Source organism: Capnocytophaga sp. oral taxon 335 str. F0486 (genome assembly GCF_000277665.1).
Lineage (GTDB): Bacteria > Bacteroidota > Bacteroidia > Flavobacteriales > Flavobacteriaceae > Capnocytophaga > Capnocytophaga ochracea.
In genome coordinates this window covers 59,778-82,596 of sequence record NZ_AKFR01000006.1, presented here as the reverse complement: position 1 = coordinate 82,596, position 22,819 = coordinate 59,778, and the positions used below count along the sequence as shown (strand labels likewise).

The 22,819-nt window shown below is 43.0% G+C and carries 19 protein-coding genes; 13 read left to right on the top strand and 6 right to left on the bottom strand.

Annotation, left to right across the window (positions count from 1 at the left end):
- Positions 1 to 242: 242 nt before the first annotated feature.
- Complete coding sequence (locus tag HMPREF1320_RS00905; protein WP_232207514.1) at positions 243 to 590, bottom strand: transposase; 348 nt, start codon at positions 588 to 590, stop codon at positions 243 to 245.
- Between the two features lie 203 nt (positions 591 to 793).
- Between HMPREF1320_RS00905 and trpS the strand changes: the two genes are divergently transcribed.
- The 4 genes from trpS to HMPREF1320_RS00885 are packed head-to-tail and all read left to right on the top strand — an operon-like array spanning position 794 to position 4,771.
- Positions 794 to 1,762 (top strand): tryptophan--tRNA ligase, encoded by a 969-nt coding sequence (trpS, locus tag HMPREF1320_RS00900; protein ID WP_009417079.1) that lies wholly within the window; start codon positions 794 to 796, stop codon positions 1,760 to 1,762.
- A 1-nt stretch (position 1,763) separates the two neighbouring features.
- Positions 1,764 to 2,726 carry a Gfo/Idh/MocA family protein gene (locus tag HMPREF1320_RS00895; RefSeq protein ID WP_009417094.1) on the top strand — a complete coding sequence of 321 codons (963 nt, stop codon included), beginning with the start codon at positions 1,764 to 1,766 and terminating at the stop codon, positions 2,724 to 2,726.
- Positions 2,723 to 4,135: an SPOR domain-containing protein gene (locus HMPREF1320_RS00890; RefSeq protein WP_009417127.1), complete on the top strand. Its 1,413-nt coding sequence runs from the start codon at positions 2,723 to 2,725 to the stop codon at positions 4,133 to 4,135. The genes HMPREF1320_RS00895 and HMPREF1320_RS00890 overlap by 4 nt, the downstream gene beginning before the upstream one ends.
- 3 nt (positions 4,136 to 4,138) lie before the next feature.
- Positions 4,139 to 4,771, top strand: coding sequence for a 7-carboxy-7-deazaguanine synthase QueE (locus tag HMPREF1320_RS00885; RefSeq protein ID WP_009417077.1), 633 nt, complete (start codon positions 4,139 to 4,141; stop codon positions 4,769 to 4,771).
- A gap of 55 nt (positions 4,772 to 4,826) precedes the next feature.
- On the opposite strand, the gene HMPREF1320_RS00880 is transcribed toward HMPREF1320_RS00885, so the two are convergent.
- The 4 genes from HMPREF1320_RS00880 to dprA form a co-directional block, all read right to left on the bottom strand.
- A complete protein-coding gene (locus tag HMPREF1320_RS00880; protein ID WP_009417131.1) occupies positions 4,827 to 5,531 on the bottom strand; it encodes a class I SAM-dependent methyltransferase in 705 nt (234 codons plus the stop codon).
- Positions 5,531 to 6,499, bottom strand: coding sequence for a DUF438 domain-containing protein (locus tag HMPREF1320_RS00875; RefSeq protein WP_009417113.1), 969 nt, complete (start codon positions 6,497 to 6,499; stop codon positions 5,531 to 5,533). Before HMPREF1320_RS00875 ends, HMPREF1320_RS00880 begins: the two co-directional genes overlap by 1 nt.
- Before the next feature lie 217 nt (positions 6,500 to 6,716).
- Positions 6,717 to 7,805, bottom strand: a complete 1,089-nt coding sequence (gene dinB / locus HMPREF1320_RS00870; protein WP_083835339.1) for a DNA polymerase IV — start codon at positions 7,803 to 7,805, stop codon at positions 6,717 to 6,719.
- Between the two features lie 18 nt (positions 7,806 to 7,823).
- Entirely contained in the window at positions 7,824 to 8,918 is a 1,095-nt protein-coding gene (gene dprA, locus HMPREF1320_RS00865) for a DNA-processing protein DprA (protein WP_009417075.1), read from the bottom strand.
- A 396-nt stretch (positions 8,919 to 9,314) separates the two neighbouring features.
- On the opposite strand from dprA, the gene HMPREF1320_RS00860 reads away from it, so the two are divergent.
- The 3 genes from HMPREF1320_RS00860 (at position 9,315) to HMPREF1320_RS00850 (ending at position 15,711) form a co-directional block, all read left to right on the top strand.
- The gene (locus tag HMPREF1320_RS00860) at positions 9,315 to 10,058 is read left to right on the top strand and encodes a TIGR03915 family putative DNA repair protein (RefSeq protein ID WP_083835338.1); all 744 of its coding nucleotides are present in this window, start codon (positions 9,315 to 9,317) and stop codon (positions 10,056 to 10,058) included.
- 811 nt (positions 10,059 to 10,869) lie between these two features.
- A complete protein-coding gene (locus HMPREF1320_RS00855) occupies positions 10,870 to 14,175 on the top strand; it encodes a SusC/RagA family TonB-linked outer membrane protein (protein WP_009417081.1) in 3,306 nt (1,101 codons plus the stop codon).
- 147 nt (positions 14,176 to 14,322) lie between these two features.
- Positions 14,323 to 15,711: a RagB/SusD family nutrient uptake outer membrane protein gene (locus HMPREF1320_RS00850; protein WP_034553745.1), complete on the top strand. Its 1,389-nt coding sequence runs from the start codon at positions 14,323 to 14,325 to the stop codon at positions 15,709 to 15,711.
- On the opposite strand, the gene HMPREF1320_RS00845 is transcribed toward HMPREF1320_RS00850, so the two are convergent.
- Positions 15,712 to 16,971, bottom strand: a complete 1,260-nt coding sequence (locus HMPREF1320_RS00845; protein ID WP_009417078.1) for a putative DNA modification/repair radical SAM protein — start codon at positions 16,969 to 16,971, stop codon at positions 15,712 to 15,714.
- Between the two features lie 256 nt (positions 16,972 to 17,227).
- On the opposite strand from HMPREF1320_RS00845, the gene HMPREF1320_RS00840 reads away from it, so the two are divergent.
- From HMPREF1320_RS00840 to HMPREF1320_RS00815, 6 genes are all read left to right on the top strand, one after another.
- Positions 17,228 to 18,112: an NAD kinase gene (locus tag HMPREF1320_RS00840; protein WP_002674060.1), complete on the top strand. Its 885-nt coding sequence runs from the start codon at positions 17,228 to 17,230 to the stop codon at positions 18,110 to 18,112.
- 8 nt (positions 18,113 to 18,120) lie between these two features.
- Positions 18,121 to 18,744: a beta-phosphoglucomutase gene (gene pgmB / locus HMPREF1320_RS00835; RefSeq protein ID WP_009417103.1), complete on the top strand. Its 624-nt coding sequence runs from the start codon at positions 18,121 to 18,123 to the stop codon at positions 18,742 to 18,744.
- Positions 18,745 to 19,364: 620 nt separating this feature from the next.
- Complete coding sequence (rbfA, locus tag HMPREF1320_RS00830; RefSeq protein ID WP_009417134.1) at positions 19,365 to 19,757, top strand: 30S ribosome-binding factor RbfA; 393 nt, start codon at positions 19,365 to 19,367, stop codon at positions 19,755 to 19,757.
- A 32-nt stretch (positions 19,758 to 19,789) separates the two neighbouring features.
- On the top strand, positions 19,790 to 20,788 hold the full coding sequence (locus HMPREF1320_RS00825) for a virulence RhuM family protein (RefSeq protein WP_009417124.1): 999 nt from the start codon (positions 19,790 to 19,792) through the stop codon (positions 20,786 to 20,788).
- A gap of 1 nt (position 20,789) precedes the next feature.
- The gene (locus HMPREF1320_RS00820; RefSeq protein WP_009417100.1) at positions 20,790 to 21,500 is read left to right on the top strand and encodes a Fic family protein; all 711 of its coding nucleotides are present in this window, start codon (positions 20,790 to 20,792) and stop codon (positions 21,498 to 21,500) included.
- A gap of 117 nt (positions 21,501 to 21,617) precedes the next feature.
- Positions 21,618 to 22,772, top strand: coding sequence for an ABC transporter permease (locus HMPREF1320_RS00815; protein WP_009417086.1), 1,155 nt, complete (start codon positions 21,618 to 21,620; stop codon positions 22,770 to 22,772).
- The last annotated feature ends 47 nt before the right edge of the window (positions 22,773 to 22,819 follow it).

Below are 22,819 nucleotides of genomic sequence, written 5' to 3'. Positions count from 1 at the left end.
TTGAATAAGTAAATCATTATTATTCAATATCATAAAGAACTTATCTCTCCCTATTTTTGCTACCTGATGTATCTTATCTGATAACATATAATAAAGCTTCTTTCCTCCTATCTTGGGCAGTTCTCGACGTATTTCCTGTACCATCTCAATAATTATACTCTCACTGAGTGCTACCTCCTTAAACGATTTAACTGCTTTATAATGAGCTTGTCTACTAATACCAAAACACTTGCAAAGAGCGCTTATCTTTTCTGTTTTGGAAAGTACTTCAATAACTCTTGTTCTAACTTTTTTTTTATTTCATCGCCCATTCCTGTTTCCTGACCAAGAATTTGAAAATAAGTCTTATAAACTTTATTCTCTAAAGTCGTTTCAGCAAAAGCCTCTTTAAGGGCTTTTAACTCCTTTTTAAGAGCTTGAAGCTCCCCGATTTCATCAATTGTTTCCACGCGTACTATTTTATTTAATAAGTGATTTTTACCATACTTTTTAAGCCATTTTTGAATCGTTGTACTTCCTCCAATGCCGTACTTGCGTCGGCAGTTTTCAATACTCAATCCGTTTCTCTCAATCTCTTCTACGATACTCAACTTAAAGCAATCACTGTACCGAACTGTTTCTTTCCTCCCTATTGTCATATCTTTTTATGGTTTTTAGTGTAAACCTATTTCAGGATATGACACTATGGCCTAAGGGCTAATGCCTTTTCTCTAATTTCCTAATTCTCTAATTTTCTCATTTCCTAATTATTTCATACCTTTGCACTTTCTTAACTTATTATTTTAATAAAACAATGGCTCGTGTATTAACAGGCATTCAAAGTACAGGTACTCCCCACTTAGGGAATATCCTCGGAGCAATCCTCCCCGCAGTGCAAATGGCATCAGACCCTTCTAACGAATCGTTTCTGTTCATTGCCGATATGCACTCCCTTACTCAAATAAAAGACGGTGCGCAACTCCGCGCCAACACTTATAGCGTTGCTGCCACTTGGTTGGCTTTCGGTTTAGATACTGATAAAGTAACCTTTTACCGCCAGAGCGATGTACCACAAACCGCTGAACTCTCGTGGTACTTGTCCTGTTTTTTTCCTTACCAACGCCTCACCCTCGCCCATTCGTTTAAAGACAAAATGGACTATCTGCAAGACGTAAATGCTGGGCTCTTCACTTACCCTATGCTAATGGCAGCCGACATACTCTTGTATGATGCTGAGGTCGTACCTGTGGGTAAAGACCAGTTGCAACACCTCGAAATTACGCGCGATGTAGCTTCTCGTTTCAATCACCAAATGGGCGAAACCTTCGTATTGCCACAAGCTAAAATAGAGGAGAAAATAATGATTATACCAGGTACCGACGGCGAAAAGATGAGCAAGTCACGCAACAATTTTATCAATATTTTCTTGCCCGAAAAACAACTCCGCAAGCAAATAATGGCAATCCAAACCGATAGTACTCCTTTGGAAGCACCCAAAGACCCCAATACTTGCAACGTGATGAGACTCTACCGCCTGTTAGCTTCTCCTGAGCAAATACTAACGATGGAAGAAGCTTATCGCGCAGGAGGTTATGGCTTCGGTCAAGCCAAACAAACCCTTTACGAACTCATATTAGAAAAATTTGCGACCCCACGCGAGCGCTACGTTTACTATATGGAGCATCTAAGCGAACTCGATGCTATATTAAAAGAAGGTGCTGCCAAAGCACACCGCATAGCCGATGAAACTTTGCGCAGGGTACGCGCCAAAATAGGATATTAAAATGACAAAATTAAAAGCTGGCGTCCTCGGTGCAGGACATTTAGGAAAGATACATTTGCGATTGCTCAACCAATCCGAAAAATACGAACTCGTAGGATTCTACGACCCCGATGAAGCAAACGCTAAAAAAGTAAGCGAAGAGTTTGGCTACAAGCGTTTCGATAGTATAGATGCGCTCATCGCCGAATGTGATATGGTAGATGTCGTAACCCCTACCCTCAACCATTTTATGTGTGCCGAAAAGATTATCAAAGCAGGCAAGCACCTCTTTATCGAAAAACCTATCGCCACTACGGTAGAAGAGGCCGAAGCGATTATCGCTCTTGCCAAAGAACACCACGTGAAAGGACAAGTAGGACACGTAGAGCGCTTCAATCCGGCTTTTATTGCCGTACGCGACCAAATTCACAACCCTATGTTCATCGAGGCACACCGCTTAGCTGAGTTCAACCCTCGTGGTACCGATGTGCCCGTAGTACTCGACCTGATGATTCACGATATCGATGTAATCCTAAGCGTCGTAAAATCTAAGGTAAAACACATTTCGGCAAGTAGTGCAATGGTTATTAGTCATTCCCCCGATATTACTAATGCCCGCTTGGAGTTTGAAAACGGTTGTGTAGCCAATATCACTGCCAGTCGTATCTCTATGAAGAATATGCGCAAAAGCCGTTTCTTCCAGAAAGACGCTTATATATCCGTAGACTTTTTGGAGAAAAAAGTAGAAGTAGTGAAGATGAAAGACGCTCCAGAAGTACCAGGAGACTTCGATATGATACTCCAAAATGCAGAAGGAGAGCGTCGTCAAATCTATTTCGAATATCCCGAAATACAAAATAATAATGCTATCTTAGACGAGCTCGAAAGCTTTGCCAATGCCATAGTAAACGATACGACCCCTATGGTCACTCTCGAACAAGGCACCGAAGCCCTCCGAATTGCCAAGAAAATAGTAAGTTTATGAAACATATCATCACATTGCTCGCTTCTGTGGGACTCGCTTTCTCCCTAAAAGCACAATCTACTACCGATTTTAACATTAGGTACGAAACCTTTATCAAAGGGGATATCAAAATTATAGGGAATAACATTCTTAACTGTAAAGAAAAACGCAATAGCCCTAACGACCCTTATAACGACCGTAGCCCGAAAGCTAAACTCAACGACGAGTTCGATATGCAATACATCGATATCGATGCTGACCCTAATACGTTTTCATCTAGTAGTGCGAATTTCTCTTACGAAGGAACAGGCGGAAAGGTAGCTTATGCAGGTTTGTATTGGTCGGCTACCTATCCATATGCTAAGGGCACCCTAAGAGGTAATAAAAATATCCCTGTTGATACTAATAGAGGAGACGCCAGTAGTGTACTACTGAAAATACCCGAAACCAATACCTATACTCCTATCGCTGGTGAACTTATTTACGACGGACGCACCGACGATGAGCTAAAAAATTCAGCGCCTTATGTGTATTACGCCAATATCACCAATCTTTTAGCTCCGGCAACTAAAATAGAAGGCGATTATACCGTAGCCAATGTAAAAGCTGCTTTGGGGCAAATTGAAGGCGGTTCGGCAGCAGGCTGGGCGTTAGTAATAGTATACGAAAACCCCGATAGCAATGTGAAGAAAATCATTACTTACGATGGCTTTTCGGCTATTACTAATGAGGCTTCCAAAACCTTTACTTTTAGTGGATTTAAAACCCCTGAGGCAGGCGACTTTAAAACGCGTATTATGGGAGTAGCCCTCGAAGGCGACTTTAATATGGCAGGTGATAACGTAGCCGTTGGTGTACCTGCCAGCGGTAAAACCTCCTCTTTGGAAAGCAAATGGCGCCCTAATCAAAACTTTTTTAGCAGTGCCATTACAAATAACGATGAGATAGTAAAAACACGCACCCCTAACAGCGAAAACACCTTAGGCTTTGATATCTTCCGTATGGATATCAAAAACGACAATCAATACCTGATTCCTAACAACACCAATTCATTAGATTTGAGTTATACACGTAGTCGCGACCGTTATTATTTGTTCCTTACCGCTTTGGAAATAGAAAATAATCCAAAGGAGATTACCCAAATACACCGTTCAACGAGAATAAGCAAACTGAAAGTCACCGATACTCAGCAGGGTTATTATGTGGTAGTGGGAGTCTTCTTAAACTTCAATAATGTAAACAAACGGGTAGAAGAAATGAAGAAATGGGGTTATGATGCCCAAGTGTATTACAATAAAGACCAAGTACTAAACTACATTTATATAGCCCGTTATAATACCTATGACGAAGCTATGAAAAAGGTAGAAGAAGTACGCGAAAACACCGAAATCCCCGATCCGTGGATATTAGATGTGGCTAATTACGAATAATAAATGCTAAACAAAGATACACAGATAGCCTTGCAGAAGGGGGAACTCCTCCCCCTGATGGAGGCTTTTTATACCTTACAAGGCGAAGGTTTCTACAAAGGAACAGCAGCTTATTTCATTCGCTTAGGCGGTTGTGATGTGGGTTGCCATTGGTGTGATGTAAAGGATAGTTGGCAAGCCGAAGCTCACCCCTTAGTGCCCGTAGATACCATTGTAGCCGAAGCCTTAACACACTCCAAAACCATCATTATTACAGGGGGTGAACCACTGATGTGGAACTTAACTTTACTTACCGAAAAGCTGAGAGCAGGAGGTGCACGCACTCATATAGAGACCTCAGGAGCACACCCGTTATCAGGCTCTTGGGATTGGATATGCCTATCGCCTAAAAAAATAAAACGTCCCGTAGGAGACGTTCTTCAAAAAACTAATGAGCTCAAAATGGTAATCTATAACAATCACGATTTTATTTTTGCCGAAGAAATGGCATCGCAAGTATCGCCTGAGTGCTTACTTTACCTCCAACCCGAGTGGAGCAAACGCGCTGAGATAATGCCTAAAATTGTAGATTACGTAATGGCTCACCCTCAGTGGAAAGCCTCTTTACAAATGCATAAATACTTTGACATTAGATAATTAGAAAATGAGATAATTAGAAAATGTGAAGCTACCCAATCATTTTTTTAATTTACTAATCTGCTAATTTTGCAAGGTAATCAAAATGTTCACCTTCGGCGATGAGTTCGCATTGTAAGCCTACTGAAATTGCTACGTTTTGTAAAGTGTTGTAATCTACATACATCCAGGGGAAGGGCTTTTCTTTTCGACCTTTATACTTCACCACGTAATCTACTTCTCCGTAATAATCGAAATAGAGCGGTACATCATAACTGCCATCGGGGTTCTCATCGAACATATAGATAATATCAGAAGAATCGGTGAGGATTTGTCCGTGTGGAGCTAAGAGTGTTTTCAGATGAGCATAAAAAGCACCCATTTGTTTCAATCGTCCACACATACCTGCACCATTCATCAGTAAGAGAATAGTGTCGTACTGCCCTGTTGTTTCCAATACATTCTGCACTTTGGCATTGCGTAAACCTCTCAACAGGCACGCTTCAATAGCCTTAGGTGATAGGTCGATAGAATGTACTTCAAGCTTGCGTTCGTTCTGCAAATAGAGTCCGTGAGAGCCTGCTCCACACCCCACTTCCAATACTTTCCCTTTTGCCATTTGTAGGGCTTTTTGCTCTAACGCAGGCATCTGTTCAAAGGAACGAAACAAATAAGGCAAGGGCAATACATCTTCTTCGGAAATGGTAGTTTCCGTTTTGATATCTTCGGTGTATTGCCCTTGCTGATAATCTAAAATAGCTTGTCCGAATAAGTCTTTCATTAGTTATCCCACTCCAATAAACGGCGTTCGCCTTCTATTTTTTGAATATCGGTGATGTCTTGCGACATTTCAATCACGCCTTTGTAGTTCTTTTCTTTATCGCGCACAGCAAAATAACGCACATAGATAAGGCGACCGCGATAATTGAACCAGAAATTAGCTTCGTTTTGAGTACCTGCTTTGAAGTTCTCTACGATTTTAAGCACCGTGCCCACGCTCTTAGGAGGGTGGCAGAACTTCACTTCACGCCCTATGATACCGGCACTGCGAGGGAATACGCGTTCTTCGCCACGGTTGTAGAAAATCACACGATCGTGTTCATCTACAAAAGTAATATCAATAGGGAGGGTTTTGAGCAAGAGGTTTACCTGTTCAACCGTCATATAACCCTCGTCGTAATGCGTAGCATCGTCGCTAAATTGCACATCGGTGCGGGGTTCCGTATCCATTGAAGGGTGTACGTACACCGGTTCGCCGGGGTTGCTATTAGGGTAAGGGGCAGGTTCTTCTTTCAGCATCCAACCTATTTCCTCTTCGCCTTTGCGCATTTCAATCCAATCTTCTTCGGTGAGTAATTGCAAGGCGTTAGGGAACAGGATATTCGCTTCTACATTTAGCAAACGACCTAAGTTATCTTCGATATAGCGCACATTGGTTTGCGCCGCATCAAGGTCTTTTTCTTCTAAGTTTTTGCGTACCAAGCGGAAGATATCGCGAATGGTGTCGTGGAAAGACCACATATTTTGTGAAGGATTCGTCCAACCGCGTTTTTCTAAGAAAGGGAAGAGCTGGTTTTCCTTGCGAGCAAAGTGTTTTTCTACCGTTGCCAAATGGTTGAACACGTTGTAGAATTTCTGATAGTCGGTATGAGGGTCTATGCTGAGCAACTCGTCCATAAGTGAGTAAATAAGTTCAGCTTCAAGCATATAGGTATGCACGGGGTGTCCTGCGGGTAAAGTTTGTTCCATAAATGATTTTATTTTAGGACGCAAAGGTATGAAATAATTAGGAAATTAGAAAATTAAAGAATTAGGTACGAGTCGTACCGGCAGTCGTAGCACGACGGGCGGGAAATTAACAAGTGAGAGAATTAGCAAATGAGTAGTGATAAAAATAGTTTTTTGACAGGTCAGACTTTATCGAGCAAATCGGACAGGTTAGAGGTATAGCGATAACTCTTTCTTATCAATCTGGGAATTCTAGTTTTAGTTGTATGTACATTGGCTTCTTTACTTCTTCTTTTTCGGGTTCGTTGTTGAGGTGAGAAAGCGAGATGCCTAAGAGTCGTACTGATTCGGCAGGGCGTTCTTGATAGAGCAGTTCTTTGATGTGCAAGAGTATGTCGTCTTTACTACTTATGAAATCTTTAAGGGTTTTACTGCGCGTTTGCACCGTAAAGTTACTGTATTTGATTTTCAGGGTAACGGTTTTGCCGGCTACTTGCTGTTTGTCGAGACGACGGGCTACATCTTCGGCTATATGGTCGAGTTCGCGTAGCATATACACTTCGCTGGTGAGGTTCTCGACAAAAGTTTCTTCTGCACCTACTGATTTGCGTATTCTGAAAGGCTGTACCTCACTGCGGTGAATGCCTCGTGAGAGTTCGTAGTAATAATGACCACTATTACCAAAATTCCGCTCTAAGAACTCCAATGATTTCTCGCGCAAGTCCTTCCCTTTAAATATCCCCAGCTGGTACATCTTCTCGGCTGTTACTTTGCCAATGCCGTAGAACTTGCGCACATCGAGTCTGTCTAAAAAATCTTGCACTTCGGCTTCGGTGATGGTGGTTTGTCCGTTGGGCTTACGGTAGTCGCTGGCGATTTTAGCGATAAACTTATTTACCGAAATGCCTGCCGAAGCCGTGAGTCCGGTTTGTTGGAAGATGCGTTGGCGAATCTCTTGGGCGATAAGGGTAGCCGAAGGGTTGCTCTTTTTGTTTACGGTTACGTCTAAGTAAGCTTCATCAAGGGAAAGAGGTTCGACCAAATCAGTATATTCGTGGAAAATAGCGCGTATTTGCATCGATATTTGCTTGTAGCGCTCGAATCGAGGTTTTACAAAAATGAGATGTGGGCACAGTTTGCGCGCTTGCGCCCCGCTGATAGCACTACGCACCCCAAACTTGCGCGCCTCGTAGCTGGCAGTAGCAACCACACCGCGTGGTTCCCCTCCGCCTACTGCAATTGCTTTCCCACGCAGTTCGGGGTAGTCGAGCTGTTCTACCGAAGCATAGAAGGCGTCCATATCGATATGTATGATTTTTCTGTTCAAGGGATTAGGATTCAGTAATTAGATTGCTTCAAACCTCTTGCCTGGAAGGGGTTTTATCACTCCTTTGATTTCCATTTGAAAGAGGAGATTGGAGAGTTGGTAGATGGGCATTTGGCACCCCAAGGCGAGCTCGTCTAAACTTTGTTTGCCATTGGCTTTGAGAAATGCGCTAATAGTTTCTTCCTCAGGAGAAAGAGTTACAAAAAGTTCTTGCTGTACGGCTTTTGGGGCTGGGGTATCCCAACCTAATTGGTATATGAGGTCTTTGGCTGAGGTGAGTAGGGTTGCTTTACCGTTGCGTATCAGTTCATTGCACCCCATACTATACGGGTCGGTGGTGCGCCCTGGCACGGCAAATACTTCGCGATTGTAGGAGAAAGCTATATCGGCAGTGACTAAGCTACCTCCTTTTAGTCCCGACTCAACAACTACGGTCGCCTGTGAAAGCCCTGCGATAATGCGATTACGGCTGAGGAAATTCTTTCTATCGAACGGACTCTGGCTACTGAAATCGGTGATGAAACCGCCGTTTTCTTCCATTGCCTCACAATACTTACTATGAGTAGCGGGGTAGATAGTATTGAGTCCGTGAGCAAGACAAGCCACCGTTTGTAGGCGGTGTTTCATCGCTGCCTTATGGGCGGTAATATCTACTCCATAGGCATACCCACTGACGATTACCACATCTAACGAGGCGAGTTCTTCGATGAGTTTTTCGCAAAAAGCTGTGCCATAGCTGGTAATATTGCGAGTGCCTACAATACTGAGCAGTCGTTTATTTTGCAAGTGGATATTTCCTTTTTGGTAAAACAGTATAGGGCTATCTACACATTGTTTGAGAGAGGAGGGATACTGTTCATCGGTATAGGTTATAATGCTGATGTTTTGCTTTTGAGTGAATTGCAATTCGGTTTCTGCTTCGTGCAAACACCGAGCACTGAGTATGTTTTGAGTAATCTTAGAGCCAATACCTGTTACCTTCTCTAAGGCACTTTTGGGTTGAGCGAATACGTTTTGAGCACTTCCAAAGTGGGAGATAAGCTTCTTGGCAGTTATATCGCCTATGAGAGGGATTTTCTTTAAGGCAATAAGATACAACAAATCGTCTTTCATAATAAAGTATTAATGCGTAGTGCAAAGGTATAAATATTTTTTGAAATGGATATAATTTTCCTCACCCCCGTTCCCCCTCTCCAAAGGCGAGGGGGACAAGCTACAAAGGAGGAATGAGGAAATGAGGAAATGAGGAAATGAGGGAATGAGAAAATGAGGAAATTTGGAAATGAGAAAATGAGGAAATGAGAAAATGAGGAAATGAGAAAATGAGGGAATGAGAAAATGAGGAAATGAGGAGGTGTGAGGCATTACGTCCTCACCCCCGTTCCCCCTCTCCAAAGGCGAGGGGGACAAGCTACAAAGGAGGAATGTGGGGACGGTGATTATTGTTAAAACATATTATTAAAATAAAAAAAGAAGTATATTTGCGGGCTTTTGCCTATTTAACTGTATTTGGCTTTGAAACATTTGGTATACGACAGTACTTTTGAGGGGTTCCTCACAGCGGTATTTGCTGTTTTTGAGTATCGTTACAACGAGGTGACTATTGTAGCGAGACATCGGTTTGCGCCTTTGCTTTTTGGCGAGGAGGAAACGGTGTATACCAATGCTAAGAAAGCGCAACGGGTACTTACCAAAATAGAACAGTGTTGGGGTAAAGAAGGGGTGGCGATTGTGCTAAGGGCTTTCTTATCGGAAGAAACACATATGGAAGACTACTTATTGGAGGCTATTAGGCTGATGGTGAAATACCCTGAGGGGAAAGTGTTGGAGAACTTTGCCCATAGGGCTATTGCCTCTATACACAAAGCGGCTAAGAGTGTGGGGCGTGAAGTACACCGAATGAAAGAGTTTGTGCGTTTTGAAAAGGTAGGCGAACTTTACTTTGCCAAAATAGTACCTGAGTATGATGTGTTGCCACTGGTTGTTCCTCATTTCAAAACGCGTTTTTCTGACCAACAGTGGGTGCTTTACGACCCTGAACGGGGTTATGGTTTTATTTACAATCTACACGAGGTGTTGCCTTTTACTCCTGCGGATAAGCATTTTGGAGCACTTACTCCGGCTACTGCTGATGCTTATCAAACGCTTTGGAAGACTTATTTTCAGCATATTAACATAGCCGAGCGCAAGAACGCAAAATACCAAATGAGGAATATGCCGAAACGCTATTGGCAGTACTTACCGGAAGTGTAATTTAGTTTCTTTCAAAATAATTTGCGTAGTTCGACTCTATTTACTACTTTTGTCGCCGTTAAAAAAGTGTTTGAGGGCATACAGAGGGGGGAATGAGAGAATGAGAAAATTAGCAAATGAGAAAATGAGAGAATGAGAAAATGAGAAAATGAAAAAATGAGAGAATGAGAAAATGGGGTAAATGCCAATAATGCCAAAAATACCAGAAATGTCAATAATACCACCACCAAGGGAATGGACGGGACGGACAGGTTAGAGGAGGGGTTGGAGGTTTCGGAAGGAAACGGAAAAGTTCGGAAGAGGAGAAGAAGGGGTTTTGATGAAAAAAGGCTATGAGATGGGTGTGGTTAGCTTATAGAGAGCTTATAGGAAGCTTATACGAATCTTGGACGATTGGTATAGAAAGGGTATATAAATAGTTGACTCATAATATAATACAACAACGCTAAAAATGTTAAAAACAGGGTTTCGAGGCGAAAGAAAAGGGAAGAGGTGATAGGCCTTAGGCCATAGGCACTAGGAGGAAGTGTGACGGGAAAGAGAATTAGCAAATTAGCAAATTTGGAGATTAGGAAATTTGTGAGAGGAGTTTAGTGGGTGTGTGGTGGTGGAAAACCAAAAGAAACCTCCCCCTTCTCACATACTCCGCTCTCGCGGACTTCCTCTATGAGGGGGAATGTAGTGACGGAAAAGCGATTGAAAGATAGTTTTTTGACCTGCTGGACTTATGGGAGGAGTGGGACGAGAGTGATGACTTTATTAATGTATATAAAATGTTTATAAGAGGTATTGTTTACCAATAAGACCGTTTATGAAAAAATATGTAATAGCGTGGGGGTTCTTCCTCTGCTGCTTTGTGGGCGCTTTCGCCCAAATGATTAGTGTATCGGGCAAAGTAACCGATGTGACAAACCACCCTTTGGAAGGTGCAGCAGTAGTAGTTAAAAACGACAATATACTGCTATCTATGGGAACCCTTACCGATATCAAAGGGGAATTTCGGATTTCTGCAAAAGCAGGAGAAGTGATAAGGATTTCGTACTTAGGTATGAAATCACGTGAATTTACCGTTTCGGCTGAACAACCTTTCTTAAAAGTGCATTTGGAACCGGAGATTATCACTTTAAGTTCTACCGATGTAGTGGCTACGGGCTACCAAAATCTTCACAAAGAGCAAACTACTTCAGCTTATACCAAAATAAGGACAGACCAGCTCAACCGTCAGCTTAATAGAACCGTACAAGAGGCTATTGAGGGACAAATAGCAGGTGTGCGCTTTACAAAAGACCCTTTTACAGGGAAAGAGGTGCCTATACTGCGCGGGGTAGGTACTTTTTCGGGCAATGTGGGCTATTCGCCTTTGGTGGTGATTGACGATATCCCTACCGATACGCCATTAGAAGATATCAACCCCAAAGATATCGAGTCGGTAACGGTACTGAAAGACGCTGCTGCGACGGCTATCTACGGGGTGCGCGCTGCCAATGGGGTGATTGTGATTGTTACCAAAAAGGGCTTACAGAATGGTTTGCGTATCAACGTGCACACCGACCTGTTCTATACTTTCAAACCTAATATGAGCCGTATGCGCTACGCTTCGACGTCCGATCTTATCGACCTCGAAACGGCTTTCTACCAAAGCAAATTGGCTGATAGCAATGGCAATGTAGATGACCTTTTTGCTTCCTACGGAGAAATTGGGGGCAGGCAAACAGTGAGGTATTACTCGCCTCTCTTCCAGCTATACCGCGACCAAGCCAAAGGAAAACTCAGCCAGCAAGAGGTGAACAGTACGCTTAACGAGTGGCGCAACCGCGATTACCTTCGCGACTTCAAGCGTTATGTGTGGCAACCTATCATCAGCAAACGCTACAATATAAGCGTAGAAAGTGGTAATAACCGCAGTCAGAATTACGCTTCGTTGCAATATGAAGACACCGATGAGCGTATTGTTACCGAAAAGACGCGCGCTCTGAACCTTTATTTAAAAAACACTTACCAGCTCACGCCTTGGCTAAAAAGTACCATAGGGGTGAATGGCAGATATACCGCTGTTGATGCCGTAGCTGAACAAGTGCGGAATTTGTATACCGATTACTTAAAGCAACCGCGTTACACTCGGCTATTGGGAACAAATCCGTATGCGGGTTTTAATTTAGTTGCCCCCATAAACGGACATATTTTAGAACAAATTGCGGACAACGATGCTTTCCGCTCGTATAGCTTCAATTTATTGGAATCGATAGCGCAAGAACATCAAAAACAGTACAACCTCAGTTTGCGTCCGTTTGCAAATCTGCAAGTATCTATCCTCAAAGGCTTGCAATACCAAAGCTATTTTCAATATGAGTTAAACACTCGCAACAGTGAAACTTTCTTTGGCAAAGACACTTATTATATGCGTTTGCGCCACAACCAATTGGTAAAACAAGACGCTACTACTCAAAAATTCTCTTCTGAACTGCCCGAAGGCGGTTATTACGAACAGGAGAAAGGGCAAACACAGCATTATACCTTCCGTCAGCAGTTGGATTTCAATCGCACTTTTGCGGAGGCACACAATGTGACAGCGCTATTGGGCTTCGAGATGCGTCAGCACTACACCCCGCGCAATACTAAGGAAATGCAATATGGTTACGACGAGCAAACGCTCTCCTTCCCTACCCTGAACTGGAAAGACCTCTACAATCCGGGTGTTACTAGCTATCTCTACGGCAGGCAGTCGCTATCGCTGAGCCGTAATCAGCAAAGCGAGACCAAACACCGCTTTATCTCTTTTTATAGCACGTTGGGCTATTCATACCATCAGAAATACAACCTCACAGGGAGTGTGCGCGTAGACCAAGCTGATATGTTTGGGGCAGACCCCAAGTACAAATACCGTCCGCTATGGTCAGTAGGCGGTAGCTGGAATTTGCATCGCGAAGATTTCTTCTATGGTAATGTGGTAAACTTGCTAAAACTGCGCCTTACCTATGGTGTCAGTGGTAATGTAGACCAAACTACTACGCCTTTCTTACGCGGACGTTTGCTTACCGATGTGCGAGGCGCTTACCCTAGCCAACAGTATTTACAGTTCAACGATACCGATTTGCCTAACCCTAAATTACGTTGGGAAAAGACTGAAACCACCAATTTAGGTATTGACTTCGGTATGTGGTATTGGCTCTCAGGAAGTATCGACCTTTATCGTCGTTACAGTTCTGACCTGTTGGTACTGACCGAACTCGACCCTACCGTAGGTGCTCAAAGACGACTCATCAATAACGGAGCTTTACTGAACAAAGGAATAGAAGTGAGTTTGAATGCTACACGTGAGTTAGCCAAAGATTTGCAACTTACTGTAAGAACTACTTTTGCCTACAACAAAAATACCATTGAGAAAGTGAGTAGCAAGCCTACTAATGCTGTGGAATACGCTCGTAACCCCTTGCGTTATTACAAACAAGGAGACGACTTTAACTCGCTTTATGCCTATCGGTACAAGGGAACCACCAATGGCTACCCTATTTATTTAGACGAAAACGGCAACCCTAATACCACTTTCGACGCCAATGGAGTGCCCACTATTAAAGATATCATAAGCGAAGATGCCCTCGTAAGATTAGGAACGATGAACCCCACCTTTAACGGAGCCCTTAGCTTGCAACTGCGCTATAAGGCTTTTGAGTTCGGTACGATGTTTATATATGCGGGTGGACATAAACTTCGCAAAGACACTTATTCCATCAATCAAGAAAGCGAAACCCATCGAGATATTACCCAACGTTGGACAGCTACGAACCCCACTGATATGCCTCGTATGTCGTTCGATTATCCAGCGACTTTGAGACGCACTGCTAATACGGTGAATACACTTTGGCAACTCGGCGACAATCACGTGGTAAACGCCGATTATATCAAATGGCGCAATGTGTTATTTTCGTGTTATATTCCTAAAAACATTTGCGAGAAATTGCGCTTACAAGAGGCTAAAATTACCGCTCAGCTCAACAACCTACTCACTTGGTGTGCTGCTGGCGACGATATAGACCCCGAAACCTATCACCTCAACTCTGGAAGACGCGCTCTGCCCGTAGCAACAGCAGCGTTTTTCGGTATATCATTTAGTTTTTAGCCATAAATCACAAACTTTGTAAAAGTTCTTAGATTTTGACAAAGTGAAAGTAATATAAAAGCCTAACCCCCGTTCCCCCTTTCCGAAAGAAAGGGGGCAATCCATAAAAGTAACAATATATTGTTAATCAATTACTATTATTTTACAATGAAAAGAATTGAAACCATCATATTCATAGCCCTGTTTTTCAGCGCTTGCGACAAATACACCGACCTCACTCCCAAAGGTGAAAAGATTATCAACACCGCCGAGGAATACTACGATTTGGTAGTACTCCCCACTAAAAACTACCCTCCTTTTAACTTCCGCACTTTGGTAGACGACAACTGGGTGAAGGAGAGTAGTATCATCGGTAAGACACCCGACTTGAACAGCATCAACTTCTATTACGAAGAAAGTGCCCCGCGTGCCGATTACATCGAGTCGTCACCCTTTTATAACAATGTATACAGCTATATAGGTAGGTGGAATATGATTATCACTACCGTTGATAAAGCCAAAGGCGATGCGTCACTAAAAGCACGTGCCAAAGCCGAAGCCCGCTTGCTAAGAGCTTTTGATTATTTTATGCTGGTAAACGTTTACGCCAAAGGCTACGACCCTACCACAGCAGCTACCGATGGTGGTGTGTGCCTAATGCGTGAATTCGACTTAGAAGCTCACCCTACCAAAGCTACCGTAAAAGAAGTGTATGATTTTATTCAAGAAGATATTGAGGCGGCGTTACCTCTTTTGCAAGAACACCCTGTGAATGTATATCACCCCTCATTAGCTTTTGGCTATGCCTTGAAAGCCAGAGTGCACCTATTCAGAAGAGAATATCAGCAGGCATTAGTGGCAGCCCAAAAGAGTCTGTCGTACAACAACCAACTCATAGATATGGTGGCTTATGAGGCAAGTCCTACCCCTATCACAGTAGATAAAAACCTCGAAGTGCTCAACTTAGCCTATATGAACGGACATACCGAGATGAATATTTGGTACATCTACCCCGTGAGTCCTGAGTTTTGCAACCTTTTTGATGCCGAAAACGATATGCGCTTCAAGCTCTTCTTCAATAAGAACCACCGTTATAACGATAAAGGTTCGGGTACTGCCAACTGGGATATGCTCGCCACTAAGTTCTTCTACCCTACCGTAGGAATGAAAACAGGTGAGATGTACCTTACTTTAGCCGAGTGCAAAGCGCGCTTGGGCAACCTCAGTGGGGCGATGCAAACCGTAAATATCCTCCGTAGCAAACGCATAAAAGGCAATGGTGCGACCCTTGCTACCCCTGCTACTACTGAGGAGACCGTAAAACTCATCATCGACGAGCGCCGTAGAGAGCTCGCTATGGGCTTTAATCGCTTTTTCGATTTAAAACGATTGAACACCGAGAGTGCTTATGCCAAAACCTTGCAACGCACCTTCCCTCTGGTGAATACCACCGTACCGCAACGCACCTATACCCTGCCTCCCAATTCGCCTATGTACATCGTTCCCTTTCCTAAGGACGTAATGGAGAAGAACCCATCGCTTACACAGAATTATTAATCAAAATAACGACAACTGTCCACCGAAAAGCTCCTTATGCTTGTTGTGGCTATTAGCGATAAGCAAATGGCGAAGTTTGGCGGGTTCCATACTGCCTGCCAACGGCGTAGCCCCGCTACAAGTGATGAAGTATTTTGCTCTGTTTAAGGTTACCCCTATTTGTTTGAGCGAGTAATACGTGAGCTTCTGAAAAGTACGCGCCGCAAGTATCTTCTGTACCGACCGTACTCCCACCCCTGGAACGCGCAAGAGCATTTCACGCGGAGCCGTGTTCACATCTACGGGGAAAAGATGAGGGTGACGCAATGCCCACGCTAATTTAGGGTCTATTTCCAAATCGAGGAACGGTTGCCGAGCATCTAAAATCTCATCAGGAGCAAAGCCGTAGTAACGCATCAGCCAATCGGCTTGGTATAGGCGGTTTTCTCTCACTATGGGCACTTGGCTGTGGATAGACGGCAACCTACTATCCTGCAATACCGGCACATAACCCGAATAATACACTCGCTTCATTTCAAGCTTGTCATACATATAGCTGGCAACCTTTATAATCTTATGGTCGGTTTCGTCAGTCGCGCCTATAATCATTTGGGTGGTCTGTCCGGCAGGCGCAAACTTAGGCGTATGCTTAAACTTCTTCTTTTCAAGCGAATGCATTGCCAACTCGTTCTTCACCTGTTGCATCGGGGTAAGCATCTGCCGGTGGTCTTTCTCTGGCGCAAGCAGTTTCAACCCCTCTTTGGTAGGTATTTCAAGATTAACGGACAGACGGTCGGCATAAAGCCCTGCTTCGTGAATCAGTTCTTCGCTTGCCCCAGGTATTGTTTTCAGGTGAATATAACCGTTAAAGCGCTCTTCTGTCCGCAACTTCTTAGCCACACGCACCAATCGTTCCATCGTAGTATTAGGGTCTTTGAACACTCCCGAACTCAAGAACAGCCCCTCGATGTAATTCCGTCGGTAGAAATTAATAGTAAGGTCTACCACTTCCTGCACACTAAAAGCAGCGCGCTGTATATCGTTACTGCGTCGCGACACACAATAAATACAATCGTAGATACAGTGGTTCGTAAGTAAGATTTTGAGCAAAGAAATACACCTGCCGTCCTCAGTAAACGAGTGGCAGATACCGAAGTTCGCAGCGTTGCCCAATTCACCTTTCACCGCCTTACGAGCACTCCCACTACTCGAGCAAGACACGTCGTATTTGGCAGCATCAGCAAGGATAGCTAGCTTTTCTTTGATACGTTCAAAATCCATTTAATTTATTTTAGTATAACGAATCACGAGTGCAAATATACTACTTTTTTCTGAGATAAACAAGAAAAAATAATAAGCAAAAGAACTCACCAATTTCACAAAGTGAAGCCTAGATTTTTATTCAGCTTCTATAACGTAAACCATACTTCTTTAAAGGTTTAATTCCCCTCGCCCAACCCAAAATAAAACCTCTTAAATACCCTCCTTTTCTTCAAAAGTTGTATCTTTGCCAAAAATTCTTAGTTTTCTGCTTAAAATGAAGATTGCTATTTACATACGTCAGTACTCCGAGGAAAACGAAGCCATTCTCAATGAGCTTTTTACCCTTCTATTGCCCTCCGATAAGGTGTTTATAGAACGCGAAATCCTCAGCGACCTCAACGATCGCTCCGAGCAATTCCTCAAAGCAAAATCTTTTGCTTCCTTCGAAGACCTCAACTCCTCTTACGATGTAATGCTCACTATTGGTGGCGACGGCACATTGCTCAAAGGGGTTACTTATGTACGAAACCTGCAAATCCCCATTCTCGGTATCAATGCAGGACGCTTGGGCTTCTTGGCAAATGCACATAAAGACGACCTGAAAAACGTACTAACACAACTCCGCGAACGAAATTACAAAGTAGTAGAACGCTCCGTTATCGAAGCCGTTTACGCCGATACAGGCGAACCCGTAGCCCCTGTGAACTTCGCTCTGAACGAAATAACCTTTACTCGTAAAGATACCGCCTCTATGATTACTATCGATACTGAACTCAACGGCGATTTCCTCTCCTCCTATTGGGCTGACGGGCTCATCATCTCCACCCCCACAGGCTCCACAGGCTACTCTCTTAGCTGTGGCGGACCTGTAATACTCCCTACTGCCAAAAACTTTGTGATTACCCCCATCGCCCCTCACAACCTCAACGCGCGCCCGCTGGTAATCCCCGAAGATACCGAAGTAAAACTCACTGTATCAGGCAGAGAAAAGAAGTTTTTAATGTCGCTCGACTCACATATCAAGCCCATTGCTAACAAACACTCCATTATAGTCCGTAAAGCTCCCTTTGTCGTGAAAATGATACGCCTCGACGGAGACAGCTTTATAAACACCCTGCGCTATAAACTACTCTGGGGTGAAGACCGACGTAACAAGTAACTAAAAAAATGAAAGGATATATTTTCGACTTAGATGGTGTGCTCGTCGACACCGCAAAATACCACTATATCGCCTGGAAAACCATTGCCAAAGAATTTAATTTTGAGCTCACTCCTCAGCATAACGAACAGCTGAAAGGCATCGGGCGCGAAGTCTCTTTGCACCAAATCCTCCAATGGGCAGGCAAAACACTCTCCGAAACCGACTTTACCGATACCGCCTTGCGCAAAAACAAATTGTACTTAGAGCAAATCAGTAGTATCGATAGCTCCGAGTTACTCCCTGGTGTGTTAAACTTCTTACAGCTCCTCAAAGCCCATCACAAAAAGATAGCCTTGGGCTCTGCAAGCCGTAATGCCCATTTAGTGTTGGAGCGCACCGGCATTCTCCCCCTATTCGATGCTATTGTCGATGGCACAATGGTAAGCAAAGCCAAACCCGACCCCGAAGTATTCCTCAAAGCCGCCGAAGGTTTAGGGCTTCCCCCTGCTGATTGTTGTGTATTCGAAGACGCTCCCGCAGGCGTACAAGCCGCCAAGAGTGCCGGAATGAAAGTAATAGGAGTCGGCAATCCCGAAGTCCTTAAAGCCGCCGACACCGTGATTCCCAACTTTTTAAATATGAAGATATAAGCACCCAATGTAGCTAATAGTTGGAGAAACCTCTCAGAGACTCTCCAACTAATTTCCTAATTTTCTAATTTGCTAATTTGCCAATTCTCTAATTTTTCTTCTCCTTTTCCGTCACTACATTCCCCCTCTCCTTGGGAGAGGGACGGGGTGAGGATTCTTTTTCTTTCGCCTCGAAACCCCGTTTTTACCATTTTTAGCACTGTTGTATTGTACTATGAGTCAATTACTTATATACCCTTCCTATACCAATCGTCCAAGATTCGTATAAGCTTCCTATAAGCTCTCTATAAGCTAACCCCACCCTCCTTACACCCTTTTTTCATCAAAAACCCTTCCTCTCCTCTTCCGAATCCCTCCGTTTCCTTCCGAATTCCTCAACCTCTCCTCTGACCTGTCCGACCCGTCCATTTCCCTTGCTGGTATTATTGGCATTTCTGGTATTATTAGCATTTACTCCATTTTCTCATTTCCTCATTTTCTAATTCTCTAATCTGCTAATTTCCTCATTCTCTCATTTTCTCATTCTCTCATTTCCTAATTTCCTAATTTTTACCGCTCTTTTGGCATTTTTGGTATTATCAGTATTATTCCCTATCTTTGCACCATAAATAAACAAACTAATGGAAAACAACAGACAAAAGAAAATAGCAGGCATTATTCAAGAAGAATTAGCCAAAGTGTTGCAGCAATCCATACGCGATGCAGGGCAACAAAACCTACTCATCTCGGTAACCAAAGTAAATGTAACCGTCGATTTATCAGTAGCCAAGGTGTACCTCAGTGTATTTCCAGAAGCAAAGGCAGCTGAGGTGCTCAAAGGTGTAACCTCTAATGCGCCCCTCATCAAGCACGAACTGTCGCAAATCACCAAACACCAATTCCGTCGTATGCCCGAGTTGTTTTTTTATATTGACGATTCTTTGCAATACATCGAGGGTATTGAGCAATCCCTCAAAGAGGAAGAAAACCCCATCGAAAACCGAGACTTGCTCTACAAAAGAAAAATGACGTAAAAATAAAAGTTTGCTAATTTAACCTGCAAAAAATGGAAAACCAAAAAGGAGAAATCTTATTCTATCAGCGAGAAGATGGGTCAGCCCAAATAGATGTAAGACTTGAAGAGGATACCGTATGGCTTACACAAGCACAATTAGTTATACTATATCAATCCAGCAAAGCTAATGTAAGTGAACACATCAAGCATATTTTTGAAGAAGGAGAACTCATTGAAAATTCAGTTGTTCGGAAATTCCGAACAACTGCTCCTGATGGGAAAAACTACATTACAAAACACTATAATCTTGATATGATTATCTCTGTTGGCTATCGGATAAAAAGTAGTATTGCTACTCGCTTTCGCCAATGGGCAACACAACGACTGAAAGAATACATCATAAAAGGTTTTACGATGGACGATGAGCGCCTCAAAGGCAATGGAGGAGGTGATTATTGGAAAGAACTACTCAATAGAATTCGCGATATTCGTTCAAGTGAAAAAGCTTTATACCGCCAAGTGTTAGATTTGTATGCTACCAGTAAAGATTACGACCCTAAAAGTGAAACAACTCTCACTTTTTTCAAAGTAGTACAAAACAAACTGCATTACGCCAGTAGCCTGCAAACTTCAGCTGAACTCATTTATAACAGAGCTGATAGTACCAAAGATTTTATGGGACTCACTACTTTTAAAGGAGCATTACCTACTTTGAACGAAGCTAAAATCGCTAAAAACTATCTCACCGAAGAAGAATTATTTCGCCTAAACCGTCTTGTTTCAGCTTTTTTTGATTTGGCTGAACTTAAAGCACAAACACAAAGCCCTATGTATATGCAAGATTGGGTAGATGAATTAGATAAATTTTCAGCCAATTATGGCAAAGGCGTATTAAAAGGAGCGGGAACTATTAGTCACGACGAAGCTGAGAAAAAAGCAACACGAGAATACCGCACTTATGAAGCCAGAACCCTTTCACCTATTGAAGAATCATACTTAGAGAGTTTAAAAGTATTAGAAAAGAACACAGCTAAATTATTAAAGAAATAAAATGCTTTTAAAACAATTATTACAAGAGAAAGAAACAAAGCTAAAGGGCGGTATTTATCACCGCACTCAGATAGATTTTTGCTATAATTCCAATCATATAGAAGGTAGCCAGCTCACACACGAACAAACGCGCTATATTTTCGAAACCAATACCATTGGCATTACCCAGCAAGCAGTAAAAATTGATGATATTCTCGAAGCTATTAATCATTTTAAGGCTTTTGATGCAATGTTGGAATGCGCTACTGAACCTCTTACCCAAGAGATGATTAAAACCTTTCACGGCATTCTCAAAGCAGATACTTCCGATAGCAATAAAGATTGGTTTGCGATAGGCGACTATAAGAAACTACCTAACGAAGTAGGAGGCAATGCCACCACTCTGCCTGAAAATGTAGAACAGGAAATGACCGCTTTGTTAGTCGATTACCACCAAAAACAAACCAAAACCTTTCGTGATTTGGTCGATTTTCATTGGCGTATTGAAACCATTCACCCCTTTCAAGACGGCAACGGACGCATAGGGCGTTTGTTGCTCTTTAAAGAATGTTTGGCTAACAACATAGTTCCTTTTATCATTACCGAACAACTCCGTTGGTTCTACTATCGCGGGCTACAAAATTGGGAACAAACAGAAGGCTTTTTGCTCGACACTTGCTTAACAGCGCAAGATGAGTACAAGGCAGTAATGACGTATTTTAGAATTTGCTAATTCCCAAATTTTGCCAATTTGCTAATTACTCCATATCTTTGCACCTGTCATTAACCACTAACCATTAATCACTAATCATTAACAATGACTTCTATTTTCTACATAGCAAGGCGTTATATGTTCGCCAAAAGTTCGCAGAACGTTATCAACATCATCAATAGGGTTACGGCTTTTGTGGTAGTGTTGGGCGGTGCTGCCCTCTTTATTGTGCTCGCCGGCTTCGCAGGTCTCAAAAACTTTACGCTTTCCTTCTCCTCTACTTTCGACCCCGACCTAAAAGTGTTTCCCAAAACAGGAAAATACCTATCACTCACCGATCAAGATACACTCAAATTAAGCCAACTCTCATCGGTAGCACACTTTACCAAAGTGTTAGAAGAACAGGTGTTTCTCACTCACAACCAAAAGAACCACATCGCCTATATCAAGGGAGTAGATGCTGAGTACCCCAAAGTAAACGATGTCGATAGTATCCTCGTGCTGGGCAATTGGGAGCTCTCACCTCCCAGTGTGATAGTGGGCGCTACTATTTTCAATAATCTCGGTTTAAATCTCCTCGATGGTTCTTCCCCCCTACAAATAGTAGTTCCCAAGGCAGGCAAAGGCAGTATCCTAAACGACCCAATGCCCTACCGTCAAGCCTTTTCAGTAGTACAAGGCATCTACCAACTCACAGAAGAATTAGATAAGAAATACGTATTTTCATCATTAGACGAAGCCCAATTCTTATTGGGGCTAAGTAAGAAGCAGGTCTCAGCGATAGAAGTGAAATTAGCCCCCAATGCTGATGAAAAGCAAGTCGCCGAACAGCTCTCACAGCTCTTTCAAGAGCCCGTAGTAGTCAAGAACCGCGTACAGCTAAACGATGCGCTTTACCGTATGCTCAATACCGAAAATATAGCGGTGTATCTGATTTTCATCTTGGTACTCATCATTGCACTTTTCAACCTTGTAGGTGCTATCATTATGATGATACTCGACAAGAAAGACGACCTGCAAACGCTCTATGCGCTCGGTATGAACGAAAAACAAATGCGACAGATATTCTTCTGGCAAGGCACGATGGCATCGGTAATCGGCGCTCTGATAGGCATTGCCTTAGGCGTTGCGGTAGTCCTCTTACAACAACATTTCCAGTTTGTAATGATAAGCCCTACCTTAGCCTACCCTGTCGCCATTACTCCTTTAAATGTACTCATTGTATTGGCTACGATTGTAGTTTTGGGCGTTTTAGCCTCTTTAGTAGCTTCCTCACGAGTACGAGTAAAATAAAAAGAAATAATAGACCTTCTTTTTTTGGCGCAATTATTGCAGGATAA